This is a genomic window from Geminicoccus sp., from assembly GCF_036263595.1.
GTDB lineage: Bacteria > Pseudomonadota > Alphaproteobacteria > Geminicoccales > Geminicoccaceae > Geminicoccus.
This window is the reverse complement of the sequence record NZ_DATAGQ010000119.1, coordinates 1-15,877: the sequence shown is the minus strand read 5'-3', so window position 1 is coordinate 15,877 and position 15,877 is coordinate 1. Positions and strand designations below refer to the sequence as shown.

The window sequence follows — 15,877 nt, the reverse complement described above, 5'->3', positions numbered from 1 at the left end:
CGATCAGGTTCGATCGCAACGCGGCCGTGCTCATCAACAAGCAGGGTGAGCCGATCGGCACCCGCATCTTCGGGCCTGTGACCCGCGAGCTGCGCGCCAGGAAGTTCATGAAGATCATTTCGCTCGCGCCCGAGGTGCTGTGATGGCGGCGAAGGTCAAGAAGGGCGACAAGGTCGTCATGCTCGCTGGCCGCGACAAGGGCCGGCAGGGGGAAGTCCTGCGGGTCGATCCCAAGGAAGGCCGCGTGGTCGTCCAGGGTATCGCGGTGGTCAAGCGCCACACCAAGCCCACGGGCATGCGCGAAGGCGGCATCATCGAGAAGGAAGCCTCGGTCGACGTGAGCAACGTCGCGCTGCTGGATCCTTCCGATGGCAAGGCTACCCGCGTCGGTTTCAAATTCCTCGAAGACGGCCGCAAGGTCCGCTTTTCCAAGCGGACCGGCGAGCTGCTCGACCGGTGAGGCGGCCATGGCACGTCTGAAAGATCATTACGAGAAGGCGGTGAAGGCCGCGCTCGTCGAACAGTTCGGCTACAAGAACCACATGGAGGTTCCCAAGCTGGACAAGATCGTCATCAACATGGCGGTCGGCAAGGCGACCCAGGACGCCAAGAAGCTCACCAACGCGGTGGCGCAGCTGACGAAGATCGCAGGCCAGAAGCCGGTGATGACGAAGGCGCGCAAGTCGGTGGCGAACTTCAAGCTGCGCGAGGGCATGAACATCGGCTGCAAGGTGACCTTGCGGCGCGAGCGCATGTACGAGTTCCTGGATCGCCTCATCAACATCGCGATGCCCCGCATCCGCGACTTTCGTGGCGTGTCGCCGAAGAGCTTCGACGGCCGTGGCAACTACGCCATGGGCCTGAAGGAGCAGATCATCTTCCCCGAGATCTCGTTCGACGAAGTCGACGAGAATCGTGGCATGGATATCATCTTCTGCACCACGGCGAAGACGAACGAGGAAGCCAAGGCGCTCCTCACGGCATTCAGCATGCCGTTCACGAAGTGATCTGAACAAGGATATCGTCGTGGCAAAGAAGAGTTCAGTCGAGAAGAACAACCGGCGCCGTGCGCTGGTTGAAATGCAGGCCGCCAAGCGAGCTGCCCTCAAGGCGATCGTGAAGCAGAAGGACATCGACGACGGTGACCGGTTCGAGGCCGTGCTGAAGCTGGCCGAGCTGCCGCGGAACGGGTCGAAGGTCCGGATCCGCAACCGTTGTGAAATGACCGGCAGGCCGCGCGCCTATTACCGGAAGTTCGGTCTTTCTCGTATCACGTTGCGGGACTTGGCATCCTCGGGGCAGATCCCCGGGATGGTCAAGTCGAGCTGGTAAGGGGTTCGCGGAATGGCGATGTCCGATCCGCTCGGCGATCTGTTGACGCGCATCCGGAATGGCCAGATGGCCTCCAAGGGTGCCGTTCTCGCGCCGAAGTCGACGATGCACGTGCGTGTGCTCGAGGTGCTCAAGCGCGAAGGCTATATTCGCGGCTTTGGCGAAGTCGAGCAGGCGCCTGGCAAGCATGCCATCAGCGTCGAGTTGAAGTATCATAATGGCGAGCCGGTGATCCGCGAGCTGCGTCGGGTGAGCAAGCCCGGCCGTCGCGTCTATGCCGGAGTCCGCGACCTGCCCACCATCTACAATGGTCTGGGTATCGCGATCGTCTCCACGCCCCGGGGTGTAATGTCCGATGCGGAAGCGCGGGCGGCCCATGTCGGTGGCGAGATCCTCTGCATGGTGTTCTGAGCATGTCCCGTATCGGCAAGCATCCGGTCCCGGTGCCGGCTGGTGTCACCGTTTCGGTGGCTGGCCAGACCATCAGTGCCAAGGGCAAGCTCGGGGAACTGTCCGCCGTTCTGCACGATGCGGTGAGCGTCGCGCAGGAGGAGGGTGGCCTGGTCGTGAGGCCGCGCGAGATGGACCGGCAGGGTCGCTCGCTGTGGGGCACGTCCCGCACCGTGGTGGCCAACCTCGTCAAGGGCGTGTCCGAGGGCTTCACGGAGCGGCTCGAGATCAACGGCGTGGGTTATCGCGCTGCGCTCGACGGTTCCCTGCTGAGCCTGCAGCTGGGCTACAGCCACGACATCAAGTACGCCGTGCCGAAGGAGATCAAGGTGGTGGTGGAGACTCCCACTTCGGTCCAGATCACCGGCGCGGACAAGCAGAAGGTGGGTCAGCTCGCCGCCGAGATCCGCGCGTTCCGTCAGCCCGAGCCCTACAAGGGCAAGGGCGTGAAGTACGCCAGCGAGACGATCCGTCGCAAGGAAGGCAAGAAGAAGTAACCATGGTGAAGGTGGACGAGCGCTTCGAGCGTCGCCGGCGTCGGGTTCGCTTCGCGATCCGGCAGCGGGCTTCCGGCCGTGTCCGGCTGTCGGTGTTCCGATCGAGCTGCCATATCTATGCCCAGGTCATCGATGACTCCAAGGGCGTGACGGTGGCGGCGGCCTCGACGGTCGAGCCGACGTTGCGTGGCGAGCTGAAGACCGGTGCGGACAGTACGGCGGCCAAGCGGGTCGGCCAGCTGCTCGCTGAGCGGGCCAAGGCGGCCGGTATCGATGTCGTGGTTTTTGACCGTGGTGGCTATCAGTACCATGGTCGTGTGAAGGCTCTGGCCGACGGCGCCCGCGAGGGCGGCCTGTCGTTCTGATCCATCGCGGGAGGACGGTTTATGGCGCGTCAGCGCGGTGGTGATGATCGTGGCGGTGATAGGGATAGGGGCGAGTCCGAATTCATGGACCGCCTCGTCTCGATCAATCGCGTCGCGAAGGTGGTGAAGGGCGGCCGGCGTTTCGGCTTCTCGGCACTGGTCGTGGTCGGGGACGGCAAGGGCCGGGTCGGCTATGGCAGCGGCAAGGCACGCGAGGTGCCGGAGGCGGTGCGCAAGGCGACCGAAGCTGCCAAGAAGGGCCTGATTCGGGTTCCGCTTCGGCAGGGTCGCACGCTGCACCACGATACAATCGGCCATTTCGGTGCCGGCAGGGTTCTGCTTCGGTCCGCCCCTCCGGGCACCGGCGTGATTGCCGGCGGTCCGATGCGTGCGGTGTTCGAGGCCCTGGGTATTGGCGACGTGGTTGCCAAGTCGCTGGGCTCCTCGAATCCGCACAACATGGTGAAGGCGACTTTTGCCGCCCTCACCACGGTGGCGAGCCCGCGGGCCGTGGCTGCGAAGCGTGGCAAGAAGGTCTCGGACCTGATCGGCCGGCGCGAGCAGATCGAGCCGAAGGCGGAGTGACGCGATGAGCAAGATTAAGGTGACCCAGGTGCGGAGCCCGATCGGGCGCCGCTCCGATCAGCGCGAGACGCTGATCGGCCTGGGGCTGAACAAGCTTCATCGGAGCCGGGTGCTGGCCGACAATCCTGCCACGCGCGGGCGGGTGGAGAAGGTCAAGCATCTGGTGGTGTTTGAGACCCTTGAGGGTGCCGACGGGACCCAGGGCTGAAAATCATGAAACTGAACGAACTCCGGGACAATCCCGGCGCTCGGGAGGCGAAGAAGCGCCTCGGGCGCGGCATCGGCTCCGGCCTGGGCAAGACCTCCGGTAAGGGCCACAAGGGTGCGAAGGCCCGTGCTGGTGGCGGCAAGCCGGCCTATTTCGAAGGTGGCCAGATGCCGCTCTATCGGCGTCTGCCGAAGCGTGGCTTCAACAACATCTTCCGTCCTGACTACGTGATCGTGAATCTCGATTCGCTGCAAAAGGCGGTCGATGCCGGTCGGATCGACGTGGCGCAGCCGATTGACACGGCGGTCCTGGTGGCTGCCGGCCTAGTCGGCAATCCTCGTGACGGCGTGCGCCTCCTGGGTCGCGGCAGTCTGACGGCTTCGCTGACGATCGAGGTGGTCGGTGCGTCCGCGTCGGCGGTGCAGGCTGTCGAGAAGGCAGGCGGCAAGGTTAACGTCATCGGCGGCGCAGTCGCCGAATCCGAGTAAGGAAAGCCAATGGCCTCGGTCGCCGAACAGCTAGCGGCGAACGTCAACTTCGGCGCTTTCGCCAAGGCGACCGAGCTCAAGAAGCGCCTCTGGTTCACGCTCGGGGCGCTGATCGTCTACCGGCTCGGCACCTATGTGCCGCTGCCGGGGATCGATCATGCCGCCATGGCGCAGATCTTCCAGAGCCAGGCCGGCGGCATCGTCGGCATGTTCAACGTGTTCGCTGGCGGTGCCCTCGAGCGCATGTCGATCTTTGCGCTGGGCATCCTTCCCTACATCTCCGCCTCGATCATCCTGCAGCTGATGACCGCGGTGTCTCCCACGATGGAGGCCCTCAAGAAGGAGGGTGAGAGCGGCCGCAAGAAGATCAACCAGTACACGCGCTACCTCACGGTGGTCCTGTGCGCCTTCCAGGCCTATGGGCTTGCGATCGGGCTAGAGGGCACGACGAGCGGTGCCGGCAGTGCCGTGATCGATCCCGGCTGGTTCTTCCGGCTGTCGACGGTCGTGACGATCGTCGGCGGCACGATGTTCCTGATGTGGCTGGGCGAGCAGATCACCGCGCGCGGCATCGGCAACGGCATCTCGCTCATCATCTTCGTCGGCATCGTCGCCTCATTGCCCGCTGCTTTGGCCAGCATGCTGGAACTGGGACGGACGGGTGCCATCTCGGCGGGCTTCATCATCCTGCTGATCGTGCTGATGATCGCCGTGATCACGGCGATCGTGTTCATGGAGCGGGCGCAGCGCCGGGTCCTGGTGCAGTACCCCAAGCGCCAGCAGGGCAACCGGGTGTTCGGCGGCGAGAGTTCGCATCTGCCGCTGAAGGTCAACACGGCCGGCGTGATCCCCGCGATCTTCGCGAGCTCGCTTCTGCTGCTTCCGGCGACCTTTGGTTCGTTCGTGGACCCGAACACGAGCCACCCCTGGCTGATCGAGCTGAACGCCATGCTCGGTCGCGGCCATCCGGTGCATATCCTGCTCTATGTCGCGCTGATCGTGTTCTTCGCGTTCTTCTATACGTCGATCGTGTTCAATCCGAAGGAGACCGCCGAGAACCTGCGCAAGCAGGGCGGGTTCATTCCGGGCGTCCGGCCAGGTGATCGGACAGCGGCCTATCTGGAGCACATCCTGACCAGGCTAACGGTAGTGGGCGCGCTGTACCTTGCAGCCGTATGCGTCCTGCCGGAGATCCTGATCTCGCAATACGCCGTGCCTTTCTACTTCGGCGGCACCAGCCTGCTGATCGTCGTGTCCGTTACGATGGACACGGTCGGCCAGATCCAGTCGCACCTGATCGCCCATCAGTACGAGGGTCTGATCAAGAAGGCGCGTCTGCGGGCCCCGGTCGGGAGGCGGTGATGCGGGTCATCCTCCTGGGCCCTCCAGGGGCCGGCAAGGGTACGCAGGCGGCGTGGATCTGGGACCGCTTCGGCATTCCGCAGCTGTCGACGGGCGACATGCTTCGGGCGGCGGTTGCGAACGGGACGGAGATCGGCAGGCAGGCGAAGGCGATCATGGAAGCCGGCAAGCTGGTTTCCGACGACGTGATGAATGCGATCGTGGCCGAGCGCATCGACGAGCCGGATTGCGCTGCCGGCTTCATCCTGGATGGGTTTCCAAGGACGACGCTCCAGGCGGAGGCGCTCGACGGGATGCTGGAGGTTCGGGGCCAGCAGATCGATGCGGTCATCGAGTTCAAGGTAGATCCTGCGGCCTTGGTGGAGCGGATCTCCGGCCGCTACGCCTGTGCGCGTTGCGGCACGGGATATCACGACAAGTTCAAGCAGCCTGCGGTGGCGGGCATCTGCGACGTCTGCGGGAGCACGGAGTTCGTGCGCCGCAAGGACGACAACGCGGCGACGGTCTCGGCGCGGCTTGAGGCGTATGACGCCCAGACGGCGCCGTTGCTGCCCTACTACCGGGCGCGGGGGATCCTGCACACGGTGGACGGGATGGGGGCGATCGATGCGGTCACCGCCGAGATAGCCGCTATTCTGGAGCCCGGCACTGGCACCTCTGCAGCGACCGCGGCTGCGAAGGGTGCGGGTAACCCTTGACAGCGGTGAGATGGTTCTTATGATCCGCGCACTTTTGTCGCCACCGACCGGTGGCGATGCGATCGCGCGTTGCGTTTGAAAGGGAGCGATCGGTGGCTCGTATCGCAGGTGTAAACCTGCCCAGTGGCAAGCAGGCCTGGGTTGCACTGACTTATATCTATGGGATCGGGCCGCACAGCTCTCGGTCGATCCTCAACGAACTCCAGATCGAGCATTCTCGTCGGATCAACGACCTCAGCGACGCGGAGCTCGTGAAGATCCGCGAGGTCATCGATCGGGAGTTGAAGGTCGAAGGTGATCTTCGTCGCGATGTCGCGATGAACATCAAGCGTCTGATGGATCTCGGCTGCTATCGCGGCCTGCGCCATCGTCGTGGTCTGCCGGTGCATGGGCAGCGGACCCATACCAATGCGCGTACCCGCAAGGGTCCGGCACGGGCAATCGCTGGCAAGAAGAAGGCGACGAAGAAGTAATCATGGCTACTGCTGCCAAGGATGCCGGCGGACGCGTCAAGCGTCGCGAGCGGAAGAACATCACGTCGGGCGTCGCGCATGTCAGCGCCACGTTCAACAACACCATGGTCACCATCACCGACGCGCAGGGCAATGCGATTGCTTGGTCGTCGGCAGGTGCCCAGGGCTTCAAGGGCTCGCGCAAGTCCACGCCGTTCGCCGCGCAGGTGGCTGCCGAGATTGCGGCGCGCAAGGCCATGGAGCACGGGATGAAGACCGTCGAGGTCCAGGTCCGTGGCCCGGGCTCGGGGCGTGAGTCGGCGCTGCGTGCGTTGCAGGCGGCTGGCCTCGTGGTCAGCACGATCCGCGACGTGACGCCGATCCCGCACAATGGCTGCCGGCCGCGCAAGCGTCGCCGCGTCTGAGCCGTTTTTCTCCGCCATGAACGGGTCCCGGCGTGCCAAGGCACCCGGGACCCGTTCGTTCGATTGATCGTCGTTCCTGAGAGGCATCCCGTGATCCAACGGAACTGGCATGAGCTGATCAAGCCCCAGAAGCTCGACATCCAGGTCGGCCGGCGTCCGGATCGTGAGGCGACCGTGATCGTGGAGCCGCTCGAGCGCGGCTTCGGCATCACGATCGGCAATGCGCTGCGCCGTGTTCTCCTGTCGTCGCTCCAGGGTGCAGCGATCACGTCGGTGCAGATCGACGGCGTGCTGCACGAGTTCGCCACCATCCCAGGCGTCCGCGAGGACGTCACCGACATCGTCCTGAACCTCAAGACGATCGGCATCCGCGGCCATGGCGAGACGCCCAAGCGCTGCTATCTGAAGGTCGAGGGACCGGCTGTCGTCACGGCCGGCATGATCGAGACGCCGCACGACGTCGAGATCATGGATCCTGACCATGTGATCTGCCACGTCGACCAGGGCGGCAAGCTGTCGGTCGAACTGATCGTGCAGACCGGCAAGGGCTATGTCGCGGCTCACCTGAACAAGGCCGAGGACGCGCCGATCGGCCTGATCGCCATCGACGCGATCTACAGTCCGGTCCGCAAGGTCGCCTACAAGGTCGACAACAGCCGTGTCGGTCAGCAGACCGACTATGACCGGCTGACCCTGCAGATCGAGACGGACGGCTCGGTCGGTCCGGAAGATGCGCTGGCGCTGGCCGCCCGCATCCTGCAGGATCAGCTGCAGCTATTCATCAACTTCGAGGAGCCGCAGGTCCACGGGGCCGGCGAGATCAAGCGCGATCTGCCGTTCAACCCGAACCTGCTGCGCAAGGTCGACGAGCTGGAACTGTCGGTCCGCTCCGCCAACTGCCTGAAGAACGACAACATCGTCTATATCGGCGATCTCGTTCAGAAGACCGAGGCGGAGATGCTGCGCACGCCGAACTTCGGCCGCAAGTCCTTGAACGAGATCAAGGAAGTGCTGGCGCAGATGGGCCTGCATCTCGGCATGGAGGTGCCGGGCTGGCCGCCGGAGAACATCGAAGAGCTGGCCCGCAAGGTCGAGGAACCGTTCTGAGGTTCTCGCGAACTTCGGGACAGAGTGTAGCTTGAGCGCGGCCGTCTGGCCGCAGGTTGAAGTCGGAAGGTCATCATGCGTCATCGTGTCAGCGGTCGGGCGTTCAGCCGCGACAGCTCCCACCGGCAGGCGATGTTCGCCAATCTGGTGAGCGCTCTGGTCAAGCACGAGCAGATCGTGACGACCCTCCCCAAGGCCAAGGAACTGCGTCCGATCGTCGAGAAGATGGTCACGCTCGCCCGCAAGGGCGACCTGGCCGCGCGGCGTCTCCTGATCGCCCGGACCCGCAGCGAGGCCACGGCAAAGAAGCTCGTCGAGGTCCTGGGGCCGCGCTACAACAACCGCCCCGGCGGCTATGTGCGGATCCTCAAGGCAGGTTTCCGTTATGGCGACAATGCGCCGGTGGCCGTGATCGAGTTCGTCGACCGCGACATGGACGCCAAGGGCAAGGACAGCGGGCCCGTCCAGGTTCGTGAGGATGAAGACGAGGCTCTCGCAGCGGCGTGATCGGAGAGCCGACTCGGCCTGAACGGCCGCGGCTTTCGAACAGCAGCAGCGATCCCCATATCGGCAGGGCCGGACGGCGACGTCCGGCCCTTGTCGTTATCGGGAAGGAACTGGCGCGGATGCGCGTGTCGACGCTGCCTATTCTCCTGGCCCTGGCCATGCTGGCCCTGGCAGTTCCGGCACCTGCCCAGGAGCAGCGTCGTGTGCCGACGTCGGTGGAGGAAGTGCGCCTCAGCTTTGCGCCGGTCGTCCGCAGGGCAGCTCCGGCCGTCGTCAATATCCAGACTTCCCGCGAGGTGGCGGCCCGCCGCCAACCCTATCTGAGCGATCCGTTGCTCGAATTCTTCTTCGGACGGAACGGTCCTGGTCGGCCGCCCGAGCGGCAAAGGGTGGAGAACTCGTTGGGCTCCGGCGTGATGCTCCGGCCGGATGGTGTGGTCGTGACCAATAACCATGTGATCGAGGGTGCCGACCAGATCACCGTGATCCTGGCCGACCGCCGGGCCTTCGAGGCGACCCTTCTGTCCCGCGACGAGCGTGCCGACCTGGCCTTCCTGAAGATCGACACGGACGGTGAGACCCTGCCGACCTTGCCGCTTGCGCGCTCGGACGCGCTGCAGGTGGGTGATCTCGTGCTTGCCATCGGCAATCCGTTCGGGATCGGCCAGACTGTCACGTCCGGCATCGTCTCGGCGACGAACCGCACGGCGGAGGGACTGGAGCGGGATGTGTCCTTCATCCAGACGGATGCCGCGATCAACCCGGGCAACTCCGGGGGAGCGCTGGTCGACCTGGAGGGGCGGCTGGTCGGGATCAATACCGCCATCTTTTCGCGCTCCGGTGGCTCCATCGGGATAGGTTTTGCGATTCCGGCCGATCTGGTGCGGGTGCGGCTCGAGAGCGTCGTAGCGGGCACGCAGGAAGTCTCGCGCCCGTGGCTGGGAGCCGCCCTGCAGAGCGTGGACGTGGGGATGGCCGAGAGCCTGGGCCTTGCACGCCCGCAGGGAGTCCTTGTCGGCAAGATCTGGCCCGGAGGGCCGGCTGACGAGGCCGGGCTTCGTACCGGCGACGTGATCCTGTCGGTCGACGGGGTGGCTGTCGACGATCCGGCCAGCTTCGGCTACCGGCTATCGCTCCAGCAACTCGGTACGCGCGCGCGGCTCGGAGTCTTCCGGCGTGGCAAGGAACGGACGGTGCAGGTGGAACGGGCCGAGGCGCCGCAGCGACCTGCACCCGACCTCACCGCCTTTCCGGCCAACCACCCGCTTGGCGGTGCCACCGCCGCGAATATGTCGCCGGGGTTCAACGAACGGCTCGGTCTGGACCCGTTCGAGACGGGAGTCGTGATCGTCGCCGTCGAGCGCGGTTCGCGGGCGGCCTACATGAACCTGGAGGTCGGGGATATGATCGTGGCGATCAACGACGAGGAAGTCGAGACGGTCGACGAACTCCAGTCGGCGCTGCCGAGGCGAGGACGCCCGTTTGCGATGACCGTGAAGAGTGGCGGCAGGCTCTACCAGTTCCGGGTCGGCAGTTGATGGACCTGTTCGGCGAGACGCCTGCGGTCCATGGCAGGCGACGGCGGCGGGAAGAGGCCGACCGGCCGCTGGCCGACCGCCTCCGCCCCGTCCGGGTGGAGGACATGGTCGGGCAGGAACAGCTGTTCGCACCCGATGCGCCGCTGGCGCGCATGCTGGCCAAGGGCCGGCTCCAGTCGATGATCCTCTGGGGACCGCCCGGCTGTGGCAAGACCACGCTGGCCCGCATCCTGGCCGACGCGGTGGGCGAGCCGCTCCTGGAGCTGTCGGCCGTGATGTCGGGCGTGGCCGACCTGCGCAAGAGCTTCGAGGACGCCCGCAAGCTGCGCTCGAACGGCCGGCACCCGCTCCTCTTCATCGACGAGATCCACCGCTATAATCGTGCCCAGCAGGATGGCCTGCTCCACGAGGTCGAGGACGGCACCGTGACGCTCGTGGGCGCCACGACCGAAAATCCGTCCTTTGCGCTGGTGCCGGCCTTGCTGTCGCGCTGCCAGGTGCTCGTCCTGCATCGCCTGGACGGCCCGGCCCTGGATGGGCTGGTGAGCAGAGGCGAGGCTGCGCTCGGGCATCGACTTCCCCTGACGGAGCAGGCACGTGCCCGGCTGTGCGAGATGGCTGACGGGGACGGCCGCTATCTCTTGAACCTGGTCGAGGCCTTGGCCGACCTGCCGGAAGACCAGGCGCTCGACCCGGAGCGGCTTGGTCAGGTGCTGCAGCGGCGGATGCCGCTCTACGACCGGGCGCAGGAGAGCCATTACAACCTCATCAGCGCCCTGCACAAATCGGTGCGCGGATCCGATCCGGACGCGTCGCTCTACTGGTTCTGCCGGATGCTCGAGGGTGGCGAGGATCCGCGCTTCCTCGCCCGGCGGATCGTGCGCATGGCGGTCGAGGATGTCGGCCTAGCCGATCCGCGCGCCATCGAGCAGGCGCTGGCGGCAGCAACGACCTATGAGCGCCTGGGCAGCCCGGAGGGCGAGCTGGCCCTGGCGCAAGCCGTCATCTACATGGCTGCCGCACCGAAATCGAACGCGGTCTACATGGCCTACAAGGCCGCGCGCGCCGCAGCCAGGGAAACCGGCTCTCTGATGCCGCCGGCCACGATCCTGAACGCGCCGACCAAGCTCATGAAGGAGCTGGGGTACGGGCAGGACTACCAGTACGATCACGATGCGCCGGAACGGTTCTCCGGCCAGAACTACTTCCCGGACGGCATGCAGCGGCCGTCCTTCTACCGCCCCACCGATCAGGGCATCGAGGCCCGCATCGCCGAGCGGCTGGTCAGGCTGAAGCAGCTCCGGGCGGAGCGTCAGGAAAAGGAGCGCCCGCAGTGACCGGCGTCGAGCAGAAGACGGTTGCCAAGAGTGAAGCAGACTGGCGGTTCGATCGCTGGTGCAAGACTCATTTTCCCGACCTTCCGTTCGGGCGCATGCAGAAGCTGCTGCGGACGGGCCAGTTCCGGCTGGACGGCAAGCGGATCGACGCCTCCTCGCGCCTGATGCCCGGGCAGGTCGTTCGCATCCCCCCGCTCCCGATCGAGCCGGACGTGCCGCTGCTGCAGCCCAAGCCGTCCCAGATGCCGTCGGAGCGGGATGCCGCGATGATGCGCAGCCTCGTGATCCACGAGGACGACGCCTTGCTGGCCATCGCTAAGCCGGCCGGCCTCGCCGTCCAGGGCGGCAGCGGGACGACGCGGCATGTGGACGGGCTGATGCAGCTCTTCCTTGACAAGAACGGCGAGAAGCCCCGGCTGGTCCACCGCCTCGACCGCGACACATCCGGTGTGCTGGTGCTGGCCAAGACCGCGGCGGCGGCCCGTAGCCTGTCGTTCGCCTTCCAGCAGCACAAGATCCGCAAGCTGTACTGGGCCGTCGTGGTCGGCCGGCCCAAGCGCGATGTGGGCGTGATCGATCTTGCGCTGGAGAAGGGCGGAGGTGCTGGGCGCGAGAAGATGACCGCCAGCGAGAGCGACGAAGCCCGTCACGCCAGGACCGCCTTCCGGGTGCTGGAAGCGAACGCCAAGGTGGCGGCCTGGCTGGGGCTGATGCCTCTGACCGGGCGCACGCATCAGCTTCGCGCGCACTGTGCCCTGTCCGGCTTCCCGATCCTGGGCGACGGCAAGTATGGCGGGAAGGATGCTCATCCGACTGGCGCACCCTCCGAACTTGCCCTGCATGCCCGCGAGCTGGACCTGCCGCATCCCGATGGAGGGCGCCTGCGGCTGGTCGCGGAGCCTGACCAGCCGATCAAGGAGGCGCTGGCCTGGATGGGCCTGAACCGGACGCTTCCCCCCTACGCGCGGCTGGACGACTGGCCGGAGGAGCGCCGGTGAGGCTAATCCTGTTCGATTGCGACGGTACCCTGGTCGACAGCGGCGCGCTGATTGTCGCGGCTGCGGAAGACGCCTTCGTCGAATTTGGCGAAGCGCCGCCCGACGAGCTGACCCTGCGGTCCGCCATTGGGCTGTCGGTGGCCGAATGCATGGAGTTCTGGCGTCCGCAGATGGGAGCCGAGGATCGGGCTGCCATCGGTGCGGCCTTTGGCCGTCACTATTGGAAGTACCGGGCCAACGGCGTCCATGCTGAACCCTTGTTTCCGGGCGTGCTCGACCTGCTGGACCGCCTGGCGGACGAGCCTGACATGCTGCTGGGGATCGTGACGGGCAACAGCCGGCGCGGCCTGGACGCGATCCTGGCGCATCACGAATTGGCCGAACGGTTCGTGACCTTCCAGACTGCATGTCGTCATCCCTCCAAGCCCCACCCGGCCATGGTGCTGCAGGCGCTGGCCGAAACCGGAGCGGACGCGGCGTCCACCGTCGTCATCGGTGACACCGCGTTCGACATCCTGATGGCGAAGGCGGCGGGCGCTCTGCCGGTCGGGGTCGCCTGGGGCAACCATCCGGTCGAGCGGCTGTTCGAAGCCGGAGCGGCCCATGTCGCCCATCATCCGGACCAGCTACATCCCATCCTGGGACTTACATGAAGCGCTTCTACAAGGCCGTCTCGACCGCCCGGCAGGGGCAGGTCTGGCAGGTCCTTCTTGACGACAAGCCGATCCGCACGCCGATGCGTCAACTGCTGGAGCTTCCGACCGAGGCGCTGGCCCTGGCCATTGCCTCGGAGTGGGAGGCGCAGCACGACGAGGTGCGAGCACCTGACATGCGGCTCACGCGGCTGGCCACGACCGCCATCGACCTCATGCCGGCGCGGCGGGAACCGGCGATCCGGCAGGTCATGGAGTATCTCGAGACGGACATGCTCTGCTACCGTGCCGGCAATCCTGCCGATCTCGCACGCCGTCAGGACGAGACCTGGCAGCCATGGCTGGACTGGCTGGAACGTTCCTTCGATGTCCGGCTGCCGGTGTTCCGCACGATGCTGCCGCAGCCCGTGCCGCGCGAGGCAGCCCTGCGGCTGACGCCGGTGGTGGAGGGCATGGACCCCTGGCACCTGGTGGCCCTGCACGCCGCTGTCACGGCAACCAGCTCGCTCGTGCTGGGCCTTGCCATGGTGGAAGCGGTGCTGGGCCCTGACGAGGCGTTCGAGGCGGCGCTGCTTGACGACCTCTACCAGGTCGAGCATTGGGGCGAGGATCCCGAGATCACCAAGCGGCATGTGGCGCTGCGGTCGGATCTGGAAGCGATCGGCCAGTTTGTTGCCGCTGTGGCGCCGCCGCTGCGCATGTGATCTTCCTGTCCCTTTCGGGAACGTCTAGGCCCGTGGGAGCGGCAGGGCGGCCGTTGGGGGAAGGCGGTGCAGACGATCATCGAGCAGCTCGAGACGAAGCGCGAGGCCGCACGGCAGGGTGGCGGCGAAAAGCGGGTCAGGAACCAGCACAAGCGCGGCAAGCTCACCGCCCGCGAGCGCATCGAGCTCCTTCTCGACCCGGGCTCGTTCGAAGAAACTGACATGTTCGTCGAGCATCGCTGCGTCGATTTCGGCATGGACGAGCAGCGCATCCCCGGCGACGGCGTGGTGACCGGGCAGGGCACCATCAGCGGCCGCCTGGTCTTCGTGTTCAGCCAGGACTTCACGGTGTTCGGCGGCGCGCTCTCGGAGGCGCATGCCGAGAAGATCTGCAAGATCATGGACCGCGCCGTGAAGGTCGGAGCACCCGTGATCGGGATCAACGACAGCGGCGGCGCCCGCATCCAGGAGGGCGTGGCCTCGCTCGCCGGCTATGCCGACGTGTTCCAGAAGAACGTGCTGGCGTCGGGCGTCATTCCGCAGATCTCGGTGATCATGGGGCCCTGTGCCGGTGGCGCCGTCTATTCGCCGGCAATGACCGACTTCATCTTCATGGTCCGCGATACCTCCTACATGTTCGTGACCGGCCCCGACGTGGTGAAGACCGTCACCAACGAGGTGGTGACGGCCGAGGAGCTGGGCGGGGCCGGCACCCATACCGGCCGCTCCGGCGTGGCGGATCTAGCCTTCGACCACGACATCCAGGCATTGCACGAGCTGCGCCGCTTCGTCGACTTCCTGCCGCTCAGCAACCGGGAAAAGCCCCCGGAGCGGCCATGCGACGACCCGGTGGATCGGGACGACTCGTCGCTCGACACGCTGATCCCGGCCAACTCGAACCAGCCCTACGACATGATGGAGCTGATCGAGAAAATCGTCGACGAGGCCGACTTCTTCGAGATCCAGAAGGACTACGCGAAGAACATCATCACCGGCTTTGCCCGGATGGAGGGGCGCACGATCGGCATCGTCGCCAACCAGCCGATGGTGCTGGCCGGCTGCCTGGACATCGCCGCGTCGATCAAGGCCGCGCGCTTCGTGCGCTTTTGCGACTGCTTCAACATTCCGATCGTGACGCTGGTCGACGTGCCGGGCTTCCTGCCGGGCACCGGGCAGGAATATGGCGGGATCATCAAGCACGGTGCCAAGCTGCTGTTCGCCTATGCCGAGGCCACGGTGCCGAAGGTCACGCTGATCACGCGCAAGGCCTATGGCGGCGCCTATGACGTGATGAGCTCCAAGCACCTGCGCGGCGATGTGAACTTCGCCTGGCCGACCGCCGAGATTGCGGTGATGGGTCCCAAGGGTGCCGTGGAGATCATCTTCCGCCAGGACGCCGGTGACGTGGCCGCGATCGAGGCTCGGACGGCCGAGTACCGCGAACGCTTCGCCAACCCGTTCGTCGCGGCCAAGCGGGGCTTTGTCGACGACATCATCATGCCGCATGGGACGAGGCGTCGGATCGCCAAGTCGCTGCGCTGGCTGGCCAACAAGCAGCTCTCCAACCCCTGGAAGAAGCACGCCAACATTCCGCTCTGATCATTGCCGCGGGAACAAGAACAATGTTCAAGAAGATCCTGATCGCCAACCGCGGTGAGATCGCCTGCCGGGTGATCCGTACCTGCAGGAAGCTGGGGATCGCGACGGTCGCGGTCTATTCGGAGGCGGATGCCCAGGCCCTGCACGTGCAGATGGCTGACGAGGCGGTGGCGATCGGTCCGGCGGCGGCGCGCGAGAGCTATCTCGTCATCGACAAGATCGTGGCGGCCTGCCGGCAGACAGGGGCCGAGGCCGTCCATCCAGGCTATGGCTTCCTGTCCGAGAACGCCGCCTTCGCCGAGGCGCTGGACCTGGCCGGGATCGTGTTCATCGGCCCGCCCATGAACGCCGTGCAGGCGATGGGCGACAAGATCGAGAGCAAGATCCTGGCGAAGAAGGCAGGCGTCTCGGTGGTGCCGGGCCATGTGGAGCCCGTCGCGGACCCGGAGGAAGCGCTCCGGATCGCGCGCAGCATCGGCTACCCGGTGATGGTCAAGGCCGCCGCCGGTGGAGGTGGGAAGGGCATGCGGATCGCCCATGACGATCCGTCGCTGACCGAGGGGCTGGAGCGG

The 15,877-nt window shown here is 65.9% G+C and carries 23 protein-coding genes; all 23 read left to right on the top strand.

Annotated elements, in window-relative coordinates:
• The coding region (locus VHL31_RS11040) for an uL14 family ribosomal protein (RefSeq protein WP_329661264.1) at positions 1 to 143 on the top strand (143 nt) is incomplete at its 5' end.
• Positions 143 to 460: a 50S ribosomal protein L24 gene (gene rplX, locus VHL31_RS11035; protein ID WP_329661262.1), complete on the top strand. Its 318-nt coding sequence runs from the start codon at positions 143 to 145 to the stop codon at positions 458 to 460. The genes VHL31_RS11040 and rplX, both read left to right, overlap by 1 nt.
• Positions 461 to 467: 7 nt before the next feature.
• Positions 468 to 1,007 (top strand): 50S ribosomal protein L5, encoded by a 540-nt coding sequence (rplE, locus tag VHL31_RS11030; protein ID WP_329661261.1) that lies wholly within the window; start codon positions 468 to 470, stop codon positions 1,005 to 1,007.
• Between the two features lie 19 nt (positions 1,008 to 1,026).
• On the top strand, positions 1,027 to 1,332 hold the full coding sequence (rpsN, locus tag VHL31_RS11025) for a 30S ribosomal protein S14 (RefSeq protein ID WP_329661260.1): 306 nt from the start codon (positions 1,027 to 1,029) through the stop codon (positions 1,330 to 1,332).
• A gap of 12 nt (positions 1,333 to 1,344) precedes the next feature.
• Positions 1,345 to 1,743, top strand: coding sequence for a 30S ribosomal protein S8 (rpsH, locus tag VHL31_RS11020; protein ID WP_329661259.1), 399 nt, complete (start codon positions 1,345 to 1,347; stop codon positions 1,741 to 1,743).
• Positions 1,744 to 1,745: 2 nt separating this feature from the next.
• Complete coding sequence (gene rplF / locus VHL31_RS11015; RefSeq protein ID WP_329661258.1) at positions 1,746 to 2,279, top strand: 50S ribosomal protein L6; 534 nt, start codon at positions 1,746 to 1,748, stop codon at positions 2,277 to 2,279.
• Positions 2,280 to 2,281: 2 nt separating this feature from the next.
• Positions 2,282 to 2,644 carry a 50S ribosomal protein L18 gene (gene rplR, locus VHL31_RS11010; protein WP_329661257.1) on the top strand — a complete coding sequence of 121 codons (363 nt, stop codon included), beginning with the start codon at positions 2,282 to 2,284 and terminating at the stop codon, positions 2,642 to 2,644.
• Positions 2,645 to 2,665: 21 nt separating this feature from the next.
• Complete coding sequence (gene rpsE, locus VHL31_RS11005; protein ID WP_349262410.1) at positions 2,666 to 3,229, top strand: 30S ribosomal protein S5; 564 nt, start codon at positions 2,666 to 2,668, stop codon at positions 3,227 to 3,229.
• A 4-nt stretch (positions 3,230 to 3,233) separates the two neighbouring features.
• Positions 3,234 to 3,437 (top strand): 50S ribosomal protein L30, encoded by a 204-nt coding sequence (gene rpmD / locus VHL31_RS11000; RefSeq protein ID WP_329661255.1) that lies wholly within the window; start codon positions 3,234 to 3,236, stop codon positions 3,435 to 3,437.
• Between the two features lie 5 nt (positions 3,438 to 3,442).
• Positions 3,443 to 3,925 carry a 50S ribosomal protein L15 gene (gene rplO, locus VHL31_RS10995; RefSeq protein WP_329661254.1) on the top strand — a complete coding sequence of 161 codons (483 nt, stop codon included), beginning with the start codon at positions 3,443 to 3,445 and terminating at the stop codon, positions 3,923 to 3,925.
• A gap of 9 nt (positions 3,926 to 3,934) precedes the next feature.
• Positions 3,935 to 5,287: a preprotein translocase subunit SecY gene (gene secY / locus VHL31_RS10990; RefSeq protein ID WP_329661253.1), complete on the top strand. Its 1,353-nt coding sequence runs from the start codon at positions 3,935 to 3,937 to the stop codon at positions 5,285 to 5,287.
• Entirely contained in the window at positions 5,287 to 5,985 is a 699-nt protein-coding gene (locus VHL31_RS10985) for an adenylate kinase (protein ID WP_329661252.1), read from the top strand. The genes secY and VHL31_RS10985 overlap by 1 nt, the downstream gene beginning before the upstream one ends.
• Positions 5,986 to 6,077: 92 nt before the next feature.
• On the top strand, positions 6,078 to 6,458 hold the full coding sequence (gene rpsM, locus VHL31_RS10980) for a 30S ribosomal protein S13 (protein WP_329661251.1): 381 nt from the start codon (positions 6,078 to 6,080) through the stop codon (positions 6,456 to 6,458).
• A 2-nt stretch (positions 6,459 to 6,460) separates the two neighbouring features.
• Positions 6,461 to 6,862, top strand: a complete 402-nt coding sequence (gene rpsK / locus VHL31_RS10975) for a 30S ribosomal protein S11 (protein ID WP_329661250.1) — start codon at positions 6,461 to 6,463, stop codon at positions 6,860 to 6,862.
• A gap of 90 nt (positions 6,863 to 6,952) precedes the next feature.
• On the top strand, positions 6,953 to 7,969 hold the full coding sequence (locus VHL31_RS10970; protein ID WP_349262409.1) for a DNA-directed RNA polymerase subunit alpha: 1,017 nt from the start codon (positions 6,953 to 6,955) through the stop codon (positions 7,967 to 7,969).
• A 75-nt stretch (positions 7,970 to 8,044) separates the two neighbouring features.
• Entirely contained in the window at positions 8,045 to 8,476 is a 432-nt protein-coding gene (gene rplQ, locus VHL31_RS10965) for a 50S ribosomal protein L17 (protein WP_329661249.1), read from the top strand.
• Between the two features lie 119 nt (positions 8,477 to 8,595).
• Positions 8,596 to 10,014, top strand: coding sequence for a Do family serine endopeptidase (locus tag VHL31_RS10960; RefSeq protein ID WP_329661248.1), 1,419 nt, complete (start codon positions 8,596 to 8,598; stop codon positions 10,012 to 10,014).
• On the top strand, positions 10,014 to 11,351 hold the full coding sequence (locus VHL31_RS10955) for a replication-associated recombination protein A (RefSeq protein ID WP_329661247.1): 1,338 nt from the start codon (positions 10,014 to 10,016) through the stop codon (positions 11,349 to 11,351). Before VHL31_RS10960 ends, VHL31_RS10955 begins: the two co-directional genes overlap by 1 nt.
• Positions 11,348 to 12,349, top strand: coding sequence for an RluA family pseudouridine synthase (locus VHL31_RS10950; protein WP_329661246.1), 1,002 nt, complete (start codon positions 11,348 to 11,350; stop codon positions 12,347 to 12,349). The genes VHL31_RS10955 and VHL31_RS10950 overlap by 4 nt, the downstream gene beginning before the upstream one ends.
• Positions 12,346 to 13,002, top strand: coding sequence for an HAD-IA family hydrolase (locus VHL31_RS10945; RefSeq protein WP_329661245.1), 657 nt, complete (start codon positions 12,346 to 12,348; stop codon positions 13,000 to 13,002). Before VHL31_RS10950 ends, VHL31_RS10945 begins: the two co-directional genes overlap by 4 nt.
• Entirely contained in the window at positions 12,999 to 13,706 is a 708-nt protein-coding gene (locus VHL31_RS10940) for an ATP12 family chaperone protein (RefSeq protein ID WP_329661244.1), read from the top strand. The genes VHL31_RS10945 and VHL31_RS10940 overlap by 4 nt, the downstream gene beginning before the upstream one ends.
• A gap of 66 nt (positions 13,707 to 13,772) precedes the next feature.
• The gene (locus VHL31_RS10935) at positions 13,773 to 15,305 is read left to right on the top strand and encodes an acyl-CoA carboxylase subunit beta (RefSeq protein ID WP_329661243.1); all 1,533 of its coding nucleotides are present in this window, start codon (positions 13,773 to 13,775) and stop codon (positions 15,303 to 15,305) included.
• Between the two features lie 23 nt (positions 15,306 to 15,328).
• A partial coding sequence (locus VHL31_RS10930) for a biotin carboxylase N-terminal domain-containing protein (RefSeq protein ID WP_329661242.1) occupies positions 15,329 to 15,877 on the top strand: 549 nt, incomplete at its 3' end.

What these genes read in the sequence shown, in the direction of transcription:
- rplX (WP_329661262.1), top strand. Translation starts at nt 143, where the DNA reads ATGGCGGCGAAGGTCAAGAAGGGCGACAAGGTCGTCATGCTCGCTGGC.
- rplE (WP_329661261.1), top strand. Translation starts at nt 468, where the DNA reads ATGGCACGTCTGAAAGATCATTACGAGAAGGCGGTGAAGGCCGCGCTC.
- rpsH (WP_329661259.1), top strand. Translation starts at nt 1,345, where the DNA reads ATGGCGATGTCCGATCCGCTCGGCGATCTGTTGACGCGCATCCGGAAT.
- rplF (WP_329661258.1), top strand. Translation starts at nt 1,746, where the DNA reads ATGTCCCGTATCGGCAAGCATCCGGTCCCGGTGCCGGCTGGTGTCACC.
- rplR (WP_329661257.1), top strand. Translation starts at nt 2,282, where the DNA reads ATGGTGAAGGTGGACGAGCGCTTCGAGCGTCGCCGGCGTCGGGTTCGC.
- rpsE (WP_349262410.1), top strand. Translation starts at nt 2,666, where the DNA reads ATGGCGCGTCAGCGCGGTGGTGATGATCGTGGCGGTGATAGGGATAGG.
- rpmD (WP_329661255.1), top strand. Translation starts at nt 3,234, where the DNA reads ATGAGCAAGATTAAGGTGACCCAGGTGCGGAGCCCGATCGGGCGCCGC.
- rplO (WP_329661254.1), top strand. Translation starts at nt 3,443, where the DNA reads ATGAAACTGAACGAACTCCGGGACAATCCCGGCGCTCGGGAGGCGAAG.
- secY (WP_329661253.1), top strand. Translation starts at nt 3,935, where the DNA reads ATGGCCTCGGTCGCCGAACAGCTAGCGGCGAACGTCAACTTCGGCGCT.
- VHL31_RS10985 (WP_329661252.1), top strand. Translation starts at nt 5,287, where the DNA reads ATGCGGGTCATCCTCCTGGGCCCTCCAGGGGCCGGCAAGGGTACGCAG.
- rpsK (WP_329661250.1), top strand. Translation starts at nt 6,461, where the DNA reads ATGGCTACTGCTGCCAAGGATGCCGGCGGACGCGTCAAGCGTCGCGAG.
- rplQ (WP_329661249.1), top strand. Translation starts at nt 8,045, where the DNA reads ATGCGTCATCGTGTCAGCGGTCGGGCGTTCAGCCGCGACAGCTCCCAC.
- VHL31_RS10960 (WP_329661248.1), top strand. Translation starts at nt 8,596, where the DNA reads ATGCGCGTGTCGACGCTGCCTATTCTCCTGGCCCTGGCCATGCTGGCC.
- VHL31_RS10955 (WP_329661247.1), top strand. Translation starts at nt 10,014, where the DNA reads ATGGACCTGTTCGGCGAGACGCCTGCGGTCCATGGCAGGCGACGGCGG.
- VHL31_RS10940 (WP_329661244.1), top strand. Translation starts at nt 12,999, where the DNA reads ATGAAGCGCTTCTACAAGGCCGTCTCGACCGCCCGGCAGGGGCAGGTC.